Below are 11,448 nucleotides of genomic sequence, written 5' to 3' on the forward strand. Positions count from 1 at the left end.
CCTCAAGCGCCGCTCGATAGGCCACAACAGCATGAAGCAGCGTCTTTGTCCCGCTCTCGCGTTCACCGAGCGCCGCCAGCGCAAGTCCCAGATTGTTCTGCGTCATCGCCCAATCGAGCGGAACGCGCTCGCGCGTCCTTTCCGTGAGCGCTTCGCGGAAGGCCGCGACGGCCTGTTCCAGAGTCGCTGTCCCGCTCTCGCGTCCCCCAAGCCGCGCCAGTTCTGTGTCATCGCCCAATCGAGCGGAACGCGCTCGCGCGTCCTTTCCTTGAGCGCCTCGCGGAAGGCCGTTATCGCCTCTTGCAGAGCCGTCGTTCCCCTCTGGCGCTCCCCAAGCCGGCCCAGCGCACTCCCCAGATTGCTCTGTGTCGTCGCCCAATCGAGGGGAACCCGCTCGCGCGTTCTTTCCTTGAGCGCCTCGCGGAAAGCAGCCACCGCTTCTTGCAGCGTCGCCCAACCGCTCTCGCGCTCACCGAGCGTCGCTAGCGCACTCCCCAGATTGTTCTGCGTCGTCGCCCAATCGAGGGGAACCCGCTCGCGCGTGCTTTCCTTGAGGGCCTCGCGGAAAGCCGCCACCGCTTCTTGCAGCGTCGCCGTTCCGGTCTCTCGCCCCCCGAGCCGCATAAGCGCAAGGCCGAGATTGTTCTGAGTCCCAGCCCATTGGAGTGGAACCCGCTCGCGCGTCCATTCCTTGAGCGCCCCACGGAAGGCTTCCGCGGCCCGTCTCAGCGTCGCTGGATCGCTTTCGCGTTCGCCTAGTCTAAAAAGCACAAGGCCGAGATTGTTCTGGGTCATCGCCCAATCGAACGGAACTCGCTCGCGCGTCCTTTCGAGGAGCGCCTCTTGGAAAGCCGCCGCTGCCTGTCTCAGCGTCGCCGGATCGCTCTCGCGTTCGCCTAGTCTCGTAAGCACAAGGCCGAGATTGCTCTGCGTCGTCGCCCATTGCAGCGGAATCCGCTCGCGCGTCCTTTCCTGGAGCGCCTCGCGAAAGGCCGCCGCGGCCAATTGCAGGGTCGCAATCCCATTCTCGCGCTCTCCGAGCCGTGCAATCGCGCTTCCGAGATCGTTCTGCGTCGCGGCCCAATCGAGCGGAACCCGCCGACGCGTCCTTTCCAGGAGCGCCTGATGGTAAGCAGCGACCGCCTCCTGCAGCATCGCTGTCCCACTCTCACGTTCACCCAGCCTTGCGAGCGCATTGCCCAAATTGTTCTGGGTCATCGCCCAGTCGAGCGGAACGCGCTCGCGCGTCCTTTCCTGGAGCGCCTCTCGCAAAGCCGCCACGGCCTGTTGCAAGGTCGCCGTCCCGCTCTCGCGCTCGCCGAGCCGCATAAGCGCAAAGCCGAGATTGTTCTGGGCCATCGCCCATTGGAGCGGATTTCGCGCGCGCGTGTATTCCTTGAGAGCCTCACGGTAAGCGGCGACGGCCTGTTGCAAGGCCGCCGTCCCGCTCTCGCGTTCCCCAAGCCGCGAAAGCGCAAAGCCGAGATCGTTCTGGATCGTCGTCCATTTGAGCGGATTCCGCGCGTGCGTGTATTCCTTGAGCGCCTCGCGGTAAGCGGCGACGGCCTGTTGCAGCGTCGCCGTCCCGCTCTCTCGCGCGCTCAGCGCAAGAAGCACGCTGCCGAGATTGTTCTGGATCATCGCCCATTGGAGCGGCTCACGCGAGCGCGTACTTTCCTTGAGCGCCTCTCGGTAGGCGGCGACCGCCTGTTGCAGCGTCGCCGTCCCGCTCTCCCGCTCCCCGCGCCCCCAAAGCGTATTGCCGAGATTGTTCTGAATACCCGCCCATTGGAGCGGAAACGTTCGGCGCGGGAGCAGGTCCAAAAGTTTTTTCCAGCGATCAATAGCCGCGTCAAACGCGGATTTATCTCCAGATGCAATTCCTCGCTTGTAAAACGCCTCCGCTTCGCGCGCCAACTCTAGCCGATTGTTATCGGACGGCGACAAAGATCCACGCTTCGCGAAATGCTCCGCCGATTGCGCATTACGCATATGCGAAGCGCGTGGCGCAGCATCGGATTTGATCGGGTTGAGACAGGCGAAGATGGCCAGGAGCGCGGCATGAATTGACATCGCCTCGACGCCGTCAAAAAAAGGCCGACGGAAATATTTTCCTTTGGCGGCGATCGCCGACTGACGTCCCATAAAATGCCCCAGCGATATCGTCTTTAATATCGCCACGCGTAACATGAGCGGAGCCGTCGCGCGAGAGGCGTCGGCGCGAGGTCGTGGGCCAGCCGGTCATGGCCGGGCTTGTCCCCGCCATCTCCGCTAAACGGGGCCGCAACCGTGGACGCTCGGCTCAAGGCCGGCATGACGCGGAGGGTGCGGCGCGCTACGCCGCCATCGCCTCTTTGGCTTCTTTCTTGATGCGCTCGACCATCGACCGCAGGCCGTTGGCGCGCTGCGGCGTCAAATGTTCGGCGAGGCCAAGCTCCTTGAACAGCGGCGCCGCATCGGTGTCGACGATCTCCTGCGCCGGCCGCCCCGAATAGAGCGCCAGCACGAGCGCGACGAGGCCGCGCACGATATGCGCGTCGCTGTCGCCGCGAAACGCGAGCGCGGTGCGTCCGTCGGCGTCGCGCGTCGGCGTCGTTTCGAGCCACACCTGGCTGGCGCAGCCGCGCACCTTGTTCGCGTCCGTATAGGCCTCTTTCGGCAGCGGCTCGAGCGTGCGCCCAAGCTCGATGAGATAGCGGTAGCGATCCTCCCACTCATCGAGCAGCTCGAAATTGCCTATGATCTCGTCGATCTGCATTTTGGTCCGCATCCTTCCGGCGAAGGCGCATTCTACCTCATTTCGGCGCTCAGCCGCGCCCTTTCCTTGGCGAGGGCCACGCCTTACATTCCGCGCGATGATCGCTGGCGCGCCGCGCCGCTCTCACGGAGATTTATATGAGCGACTTTTCCCGCTGGCGCGCCGTCGCCGCCGTGATTTTTCTGACCCTGGGTCTTGCCGGCTGCGGCTACAACACGATTCCGACGCTCGAAGAAAACGCCAAGGCGAAATGGTCGGACGTGCAGTCGCAATATCAGCGCCGCGCCGATCTCATCCCCAATCTCGTGGAGACCGTGAAGGGCTACGCCAGGCAGGAGAAGGACGTGCTCACCTCCGTCGTCGAGGCCCGCGCCAAGGCGACGTCGGTCAAGATCGACGCGGGTTCGCTGACCGACCCTGAAAAAATGAAGCAGTTTCAGGAGGCGCAAAATCAGTTGACCGGCGCGCTCGGCCGGCTGATCGCGGTGAGCGAAGCCTATCCGGATCTGAAATCCAACCAGAACTTTCTCGCCCTGCAGTCGCAGCTCGAAGGCACCGAGAACCGCATCAATGTCGCGCGGCGCGACTACATCGACGCGGTACGGGAATTCAACACGTCGCTGCGCACCTTCCCGACGCTTCTGTGGGCGAAGACCTTCTTCGCCGGCACGAAGCCAATGGCGGAATTTTCCGCGGCCGGCGCGGCGCAATCGCCGCCGGAGGTGAAGTTCTAAACGATGAGCGCCGACGCGCCGACAGAAGAGCTGATCGCGCTGGAGGCGATGTGGGCGCATATGCGCCGCGAAGCCGAGGAGGCGCTGCGACTCGACGCGTCGCTGACGCCGCTGATGCTTGGCGTGATCCTCAATCGCGCATCGCTCGAAGAGGCGGTGGTGCATCGCATAGCCGCGCGACTCGGCGCCTCGGCGGTGGATGCCGAGACGATCGCCGACGCCTTCATGCAAGCTGTGCGTGAAGACGAGACCATCGTTGCGGCCTTCCGCGCCGATTTGACCGCCTATGTCGAGCGCGATCCCGCTTGTGGGCGGATGATCGAACCGCTGCTCTATTTCAAGGGCTTTCACGCGATCCAGTCGGCCCGGCTGGCGCATGCGCTGTGGCGCGCGAGGCGCCACGACTTCGCTTTCTATATCCAGAGCCGCGCCTCCGACGCGCTGGCGGCGGACATTCATCCGGCCGCGAGCTTCGGCAAAGGCTTGTTCCTGGACCATGGCACAGGCTTCGTCGTCGGCGAGACGGCGGTCGTCGACGACGACGTTTCCATCCTGCATGGGGTGACGCTGGGCGGCACGGGCAAGGTCGCGGGCGACCGTCATCCGAAGGTCAGGCGCGGCGTGATGATCGGGGCGGGCGCCAAAATTCTCGGCAATATCGAGATCGGCGCCTGTTCGCGGATCGCCGCGGGCTCGGTGGTGCTGCAGTCAGTTCCGCCCAATTCGATCGTCGCCGGCGTTCCGGCGAAGGTGGTCGGGACCGAATCGCGTATGGAGCCGGCGCGCGACATGGACCAGATCCTGCGCGGCCTCGCCTATGATTCTTTCGATTACGTCATCTGACCCGCGCCGCCACGGCCGCTAAGCGCCGGGGTGATTGAGGCTTGCGCAGGGCCACGGTTCTCCTGCTATGTGTCGCCGGGCGGCGGCGCCGTTCCCAAGGGCCGGCGCAGGGCGGCGGCTGCCGGAGCAGGGGGATCGATGCTCGAGATCGCGGTCCAGATGGACCCCTTGGAACGCATTAATTTTGCTGGAGATTCGACCTTCGGGCTGATGCTGGAGGCGAAGCGCAGGGGCCATCGCCTGTGGTTCTACACGCCGGACCAACTGTCGCTTGAAGGCGAGAGGCTGACGGCGCGGGCGCGCCGCATCGACGTTTTCGACGATTCTTCGCGCTATTACACGCTGGGCGAGGCCACCGACCTTGAACTCGGCGCCATGGACGTGGTGCTGCTGCGTCAGGACCCGCCGTTCGATCTCGCCTATATTACCTCCACGCATTTTCTGGAGCGGCTCGCGCCGACGACTCTCGTCGTCAACGACCCTGCGCATGTGCGCAACGCGCCGGAAAAAATCTTCGTGATGGAGTTCGCCGATCTGATGCCGCCGACGCTGATCACGCGCGACCGCGCGGCGATGGAGCGCTTTCGCGCCAAGCATGGCGAGATCGTCATGAAACCGCTCTACGGCCACGGCGGCGCCGCGGTGTTCAAGGTCGCGCCGCGCGATCCGAATTTCGGTTCGCTCTTTGACATGTTCGCGACGACTTTCCGCGAGCCGTGGGTCGTGCAGCGATTCCTGCCGGAGATCGTCAAGGGCGACAAGCGCATCCTTCTCATCGACGGCGAGGCGCTCGGCGCGATCAACCGCATTCCGGCCGATGACGACATCCGCTCAAATTTGGTTCGTGGCGGGGCGCCGGCGGCGTCCGAACTCAACGCGCGCGAAAGAGACATTTGCGCGAGGCTCGGGCCAGAGCTGAAACGGCGCGGATTGGTCTTCGTCGGCATCGACGTGATCGATGGCTGGCTCACCGAGATCAACGTGACCTCGCCGACGGGGCTGCGCGCGCTAAAACGCATCGGCGGGCCGGATCTTGCGCCGCCGCTCTTCGACGCCATCGAGGCGCGTCTTCGCGCCCTGCGCGCATCGGGCAGATCGCCGGAATTGACTCCATGAACGAAGCAGCGCCGCTCAGCGTTTTCGCCGGGCTTGATCCCAACGAGCAGTTTCGCGGTCTGCGGCAGGCGCTCGCGCCATCGGTCGCCGCGATCTGCAAGGGTGAGCGCGGCCATGCGCGGCGCACGGCGATCGTCGAATTGTTTCGCTCGGTTTTGGCGGAAGGACGCGAGATCGCGCGCGTGCGGCTTGAGGCGCGCGGCTCGGGACTGGCGTGCGCGAGATTGATCTCGGGGCTCGAAGACGAACTGATCGGCGCCATCTACGATTATGTCGTGCGCTACGTTTACGTCGTCGACAATCCGACCTTTGCCGAGCGTCTCGCCATTATCGCGGTTGGCGGCTATGGGCGCGGGACGCTGGCGCCGGGCTCGGACATCGATCTGCTGTTTCTCGTGCCGTACAAACAGACCCCCTGGGGCGAAAGCGTCATCGAGGCGATCCTTTATATTCTTTGGGATCTGCGGCAGAAGGTCGGCCATGCGACGCGCTCCGTCGCCGAATGCATGCGCCAGGCCCGCGCCGACATGACCATTCGAACGACGCTTCTCGAAGCGCGCTTCATTCTCGGCAACGCCGAGCTGTTCAGCGAGTTCCGTGAGAGCTTCGATCGCGAGATCGCCCGTTCGGATGCGCGCGAATTCGTCTCCGCCAAGCTCGCCGAACGCGACGCGCGCGTGATGCGCGCCGGCGCCTCGCGCTATCTCGTCGAGCCGAATGTGAAGGAAGGCAAAGGCGGCCTGCGCGATCTCAACACGCTGTTCTGGATCGCCAAATATGTCTATCGCGTGCGTGAGGCGAAGGAGCTCGTCGCCGCGGGCCTCTTCACCGCGGCGGAGCTCAGTCTCTTCGAGCGCTGCGAGGAGTTTTTGTGGCGCGTGCGCTGTCATCTGCATTTTGCGACGGGACGCGCCGAGGAGCGGCTCGCCTTCGACGTGCAAACGACGATCGCCAGGCGCCTGGGCTATCACGACCGCAGCGGGCTGTCGCCGGTCGAGCGCTTCATGAAGCACTATTTTCTCGTCGCGAAAGAAGTCGGCGATCTCACCGCGATCGTCTGCGCGGCGCTTGAAGAAAAGCAGGCGAAGCCGCGCGCCATCTTCGAGCGCTTCCTGCAGCCGTTTCGGCGCCGGCGCAGTCGCGCCCCGCAGGGTGACTTCATCGTTGATCACGACCGCATCAGCATCGTCGACGCGGATGTGTTCAAGCGCGATCCCGTCAACATCATCCGGCTTTTCTGGATGGCCGATCATCACGGCCTGCCGCTGCATCCCGACGCTTTGCGCGCGGTGACTCTGTCGCTGCGTCTCATCGACGCCAATCTGCGCGCGAACAAGGAAGCCAATCGGCTGTTTCTCGAAATCCTGCTCTCGCGCAACATGACTGAAATCACCCTGCGCCGGATGAATGAGACCGGCGTGCTTGGGCGTTTCATTCCGGATTTCGGCAAAGTCGTCGCGATGATGCAATTCAATATGTATCATCATTATACGGTCGACGAGCATCTGCTGCGCGTGGTCGGCGGACTGTCCGATCTCGAAGCCGGACGCATGCCGGAGCATCAGCAGCTCGTTGACGAAATCCTGCCGACGATCGTCAACCGCAAGGTGCTTTATCTGGGCCTGCTCCTGCACGACATCGCCAAAGGCCGAAAGGAGGATCACTCGCTCGCCGGCATGGAGGTGGCGCGCAGCCTGTGTCCGCGTCTGGGCTTCACCCCTGGCGAGACCGAATCCGTCGCCTGGCTCGTCGAGCATCATCTCACCATGTCGAGCTTCGCGCAGAGCCGCGATCTCTCCGACCGCGTCACCATCGAAAATTTCGCCGCTATCGTTCAAACGATGGAGCGGCTGAAGATGCTGTTCGTTCTCACCGTCTGCGACATCAACGCGGTCGGGCCCGGCGTGCTCGACGCCTGGAAGGCGCAGCTGCTGCGCGTGCTCTATTGGGAGACGGAGGTTGTGCTCGGCGGCGGCCATTCGGCGGTTGATCGCAAGAGTCGCGTCGCCGCCGCGAAGGCCGAGCTGCGCGCGGCGCTTCCAGAGTGGAGCGACGACGAGTTCGACGCCTACGCCAAGCGTCACTATCCGGCCTATTGGCTCAAGGTCGACATCGCCCGCAAGCTGCGCCACGCGGAGCTGCTTCGCCAGATGAATGGCGCATCGGCGCCGCTGGCGACCGCGGTCGAACTCGATAGGACGCGCGGCGCCGTGGAGCTGACCGTCGTCGCGCCGGACAACCCGCGTCTGCTGTCGATCATCGCCGGCGGCTGCGCGGCTGGCGGCGCCAATATCGTCGACGCGCATATTTTTACCACTGCGGATGGTCTCGCGCTCGACACGATCTTCTTCTCGCGCGCCTTTGATTTTGACGAAGACGAAATGCGCCGCGCCGGGCGCATCGCCGGCCTCATCGCCAGGGCGCTGCGCGGCGAGGTCGTCGTGTCTGAAGAGCTGCGGGCGCGCGCCAAAGCGCATCTGCCGACCGACGCCTTCTCGGTCGCGCCTGAGGTCGTCGTCGATAACAGCCTGTCGAACGTCTATACGGTCATCGAGGTCTCGGGACTCGACCGCGAGGGGCTGTTGTTCGAGCTCACCAACGCGATTTCGCGGCTCAATCTCAATATCGCCTCGGCGCATATCGTCACCTTTGGCGAGCGCGCCGTCGACGCCTTCTATGTCACGGATTTGACGGGAGCGAAGATCGCCTCACCCCAGCGGCAGGCGACAATCAAGCGCCAGCTCCTGGACGTGTTTCGCGGTCCCGGCGCGCGCGGGGCCAAAACGCCAGCGGCCGCCGCGACTTGATTTTGACGTTTCGCGCGCAGATATCGAAGCCTTTACGAAAGAATGATGGTGACAGCATGAGCGATCCAACGAACGCGGACAAAAAGGCTGAGTCGACGGAGAATCGGGGAGGCGCTGAGCCTTCATCCTTGTCGCAGCCGTCGGCCGAATCCGACATTGCGCAGCCGGAGCCGTTCACCGAGCTCGAAAATCTCTATGCAGAAAACGCAGGGTTAAAAGACAAGCTTCTTCGCGCGCTCGCCGAAGTCGAGAACGTGCGCCGTCGCGCCGAGCGCGAGATCGCCGACGCGAAAACTTATGGCGTGGCGAATTTCGCGCGGGAGATGCTGTCCTTCGCCGACAATCTGCGCCGCGCCATAGAGAGCGTGCCCGAGGGGGCGCGCGCCGAGCCGGCGGTCGCGTCGCTGCTTGAGGGGGTCGACGTGATGGAGCGCGATTTTCTTGCGCGGCTCGCGCGCTTCGGCGTCAGGAAGATCGACGCCAACGGCGCGCGCTTTGATCCTAATCAGCATGAAGCGCTCTTCGAAATTCCCGACGAGACGCAACCGGCGGGCACGGTGGCTCAGGTCGTTGAGCAAGGCTACATGATCGGCGAACGCGTGTTGCGCCCCGCAAAAGTCGGCGTGGCGCGCGGCGGATCAAAGCCGTCCTGACCGGGGCAGGGCGCATGGACGAGCGAGCGACCGCGACAAAGCCCACGGAAGCCGGGGTTGTCGCGGCGGCGGTCTATCACGGTGGACTTAAGATCGCCGATATCGAGATCGACGAGGCCGGAGAGTGGACCAAGCGCGAAGGCTATGTCGTCTGGATCGGGCTCTACGAGCCCTCTCAAGAGCTGCTGGAGCGCGTCGGGAAACAGTTCGCGCTGCATCATCTCGCGATCGAAGACGCGTTCAAGGCGCATCAGTTTCCCAAGCTCGAAGAATATGAAGACAGCGTTTTCATCGTCGCGCGCACCGCGCAGATGGTTGATGGGCGCATCGCCTTTGGCGAGACGCATATTTTTATCGGCGCCGGCTATGTCGTGAGCGTGCGCCATGGCGCGTCGAGCTCGTATGCGCATGTGCGCGAGCGTTGCGAGGCGCGCGCGGAACGCCTCTCGGAGGGCGAAGACTTCATTGTCTACGCCATTCTCGATTTCATCGTCGACAACTACTTTCCGGTGCTCGACGCGATCAACGATCAGGTCGAGGACATCGAGGATCATGTTCTCGCGACGACGATGGGCAAGCCGGAAATTGAGCAGCTCTATAGTTTGCGGCGCGACCTCCTGCATCTGCGCAACGCCGTGACGCCGCTTTCGGACGTCTGCCGTCGCTTGGAGCGCAGCGACGTCGTGGCCATCGACCGGGAGATGCGGCCGCATTTTCGCGACGTCCGCGACCATCTGCGCCGCGTTCAGGAACGCATCGACACCATGCGTGAGACGCTCGCCTTCGCTTTCGAGTCGAGCCTGATGAACGCGCAGATCCAGCAGACCGACATTTCGCGCCGGCTCGCCGCCTGGGCCGCGATTCTAGCGGTGCCCACGGCCATCGCCGGCATCTACGGCATGAACTTCCGTCACATGCCCGAACTCGACTGGGAATATGGCTATTACGTCGTCCTCGGCGTGACGGTGAGTATCTGCGGCTATCTTTATTTCCGGCTCCGTCGCGCTGGCTGGATCTAGCTCTCAACGGGTTGAGACCGCCGGCCGCCGATAAATGCTTCCGGGTCGGTCCCTAAGCGCCCCTGTCCAAATACTGCTTTAGGCTTTCCCAGCTTTGAGACTCCTTACTTACGGCATTCCAATAGATATAGTGCGCCGCGACGATTGCGAAGCAGAGTACAAGGGTCCAGCCCGCTTCCGTTGTGTTGAGCTGAGGGGTCCGAGCAATCGATAGCGAGAAAAGCGGGATCACAGCGACGGCGTTGATGAGACCGGCATAAAAGGTAAGTTCGAGCGGACGGGCATAGAAATGACCGAGCTCGCCCGTGATGTCGCTATTTAGCGCATAGAGCGCGCGACGCGTGGGCGGCACACATGGATATTCATTTTCGATGCGGTAACCGAGCGCATAAACGGTGTGGAGAAGTCGCTGATAAACCTTCTGGTCGAGTCGCCACAGCGCGGAAACGCCGAGCGCCACGACGAAAATAACAATTTGGCGCGCGAGCGCCGCTGCGCAATGGTCCCAGCCGTCCTTGGCGAATTCAGCGTTGACGAGAAAGCCGCAGGCGCCGACTCCTGCAAGGAGCCAAGCCGAAGCGATGGCGCGCAATTGGCCCTGCGCCTTGTCGTAATCGCTTTCGAAGGCGCGCAGCGCATTATACGCCGTGAGGATCTGAGCGGTCCGCGGCTCCGTGGAGTCGCCCAATTTAGTAAGATCGAAGTCCGTTATCTTCGTGGAGGTTTTATTCGTCATCGCAATGAGGCTCCAACGCCGCTATAGTATGCTGAACGAATCCATGCGGAGGCGCCGATGGCGTCCGTTTATCTGGCGGGGCCTGACGTCTTCCTCGCCGATGCGATCGACATCGGATGCGCGAAAAAAGCGCATTGCAGCGATCATGGCCTGGTCGGCGTGTTTCCCCTCGACGCGGAACTCGCGCTTACGCGTCAGGATGGCATATCGGAACGCATATTCAACGCGAATGTCGCGCTGATGCGCCAGTGCGCGGCGGTGATCGCGAACATTACGCCTTTCCGGGGTCTCAGCATTGACCCCGGCACCGCTTTCGAAGTCGGTTTCGCTTTCGCGTTGGAAAAGCCGGTTTTCGCCTACACGAATGTGGCGACGCCTTACCGTGATCGCGTCGTCGGCGCATTTGGGGAAGGCCGCCGGGCGGCGGGACGCGAATTCGCCGACGATGGCATGAGCGTCGAGAATTTCGGCCTCGCGGACAATCTCATGATCGCTGAAGCGGTGCGATCGCAGGGCTGGGAGATCGTCGTGCGAGACGCGGCCCCGGACCGCCGCTTCACTGATCTCGAGGGGTTCGACCGCTGTTTGCGGCAGGCTGCGGCTTTCTTTCGCTCAGGGCGAAACGGCGCTGCAGCTGCATAGGCGGCCCGCCCCAAGTTTCCGAGAGCCACGCCTTACGAAAGTTTCATCCCGCCGCCATTGGCCGGCAAAGCGGTGATCTCCATCTTCCATCTTGCGGCGACGTTGCGCTTCTCCTCCACGCGGCGTCGTTCAAGATGGAG

Annotated in this window: 10 protein-coding genes; 7 read left to right on the forward strand and 3 right to left on the reverse strand. The window is 63.3% G+C overall.

The features are described 5' to 3' along the window. Positions 1-102: 102 nt before the first annotated feature. Positions 103-1,824 carry a tetratricopeptide repeat protein gene (locus ACPS74_RS15710; protein WP_239754805.1) on the reverse strand — a complete coding sequence of 574 codons (1,722 nt, stop codon included), beginning with the start codon at positions 1,822-1,824 and terminating at the stop codon, positions 103-105. Positions 1,825-2,335: 511 nt separating this feature from the next. Continuing rightward, a complete protein-coding gene (locus tag ACPS74_RS15715; RefSeq protein WP_029648043.1) occupies positions 2,336-2,758 on the reverse strand; it encodes a SufE family protein in 423 nt (140 codons plus the stop codon). Positions 2,759-2,895: 137 nt separating this feature from the next. Here ACPS74_RS15715 and ACPS74_RS15720 point away from each other — a divergent pair, with 137 nt between their 5' ends. The 6 genes from ACPS74_RS15720 to corA all read left to right on the forward strand — a co-directional run bounded on the left by ACPS74_RS15720 (position 2,896) and on the right by corA (position 9,930). Then, entirely contained in the window at positions 2,896-3,492 is a 597-nt protein-coding gene (locus ACPS74_RS15720; RefSeq protein ID WP_029648042.1) for a LemA family protein, read from the forward strand. A gap of 3 nt (positions 3,493-3,495) precedes the next feature. Beyond that, entirely contained in the window at positions 3,496-4,335 is an 840-nt protein-coding gene (gene cysE / locus ACPS74_RS15725) for a serine O-acetyltransferase (protein WP_029648041.1), read from the forward strand. Positions 4,336-4,473: 138 nt separating this feature from the next. Next, positions 4,474-5,451 carry a glutathione synthase gene (gene gshB, locus ACPS74_RS15730; RefSeq protein WP_036241116.1) on the forward strand — a complete coding sequence of 326 codons (978 nt, stop codon included), beginning with the start codon at positions 4,474-4,476 and terminating at the stop codon, positions 5,449-5,451. Continuing rightward, on the forward strand, positions 5,448-8,258 hold the full coding sequence (locus tag ACPS74_RS15735; protein ID WP_029648037.1) for a [protein-PII] uridylyltransferase: 2,811 nt from the start codon (positions 5,448-5,450) through the stop codon (positions 8,256-8,258). The genes gshB and ACPS74_RS15735 overlap by 4 nt, the downstream gene beginning before the upstream one ends. A 56-nt stretch (positions 8,259-8,314) precedes the next feature. Then, positions 8,315-8,911 carry a nucleotide exchange factor GrpE gene (grpE, locus tag ACPS74_RS15740; RefSeq protein WP_029648035.1) on the forward strand — a complete coding sequence of 199 codons (597 nt, stop codon included), beginning with the start codon at positions 8,315-8,317 and terminating at the stop codon, positions 8,909-8,911. Between the two features lie 14 nt (positions 8,912-8,925). Then, positions 8,926-9,930, forward strand: a complete 1,005-nt coding sequence (gene corA / locus ACPS74_RS15745; protein ID WP_029648034.1) for a magnesium/cobalt transporter CorA — start codon at positions 8,926-8,928, stop codon at positions 9,928-9,930. Positions 9,931-9,982: 52 nt separating this feature from the next. Here the strand turns inward: corA and ACPS74_RS15750 are convergent, their stop codons facing one another. Then, entirely contained in the window at positions 9,983-10,666 is a 684-nt protein-coding gene (locus ACPS74_RS15750) for a hypothetical protein (RefSeq protein ID WP_029648033.1), read from the reverse strand. 57 nt (positions 10,667-10,723) lie between these two features. On the opposite strand from ACPS74_RS15750, the gene ACPS74_RS15755 reads away from it, so the two are divergent. Then, complete coding sequence (locus ACPS74_RS15755; protein ID WP_029648031.1) at positions 10,724-11,308, forward strand: nucleoside 2-deoxyribosyltransferase; 585 nt, start codon at positions 10,724-10,726, stop codon at positions 11,306-11,308. Positions 11,309-11,448: the final 140 nt, after the last annotated feature.

This window comes from Methylocystis sp. SB2 (assembly GCF_049817085.1).
In the GTDB taxonomy this organism is placed as follows: Bacteria; Pseudomonadota; Alphaproteobacteria; order Rhizobiales; family Beijerinckiaceae; genus Methylocystis; species Methylocystis rosea.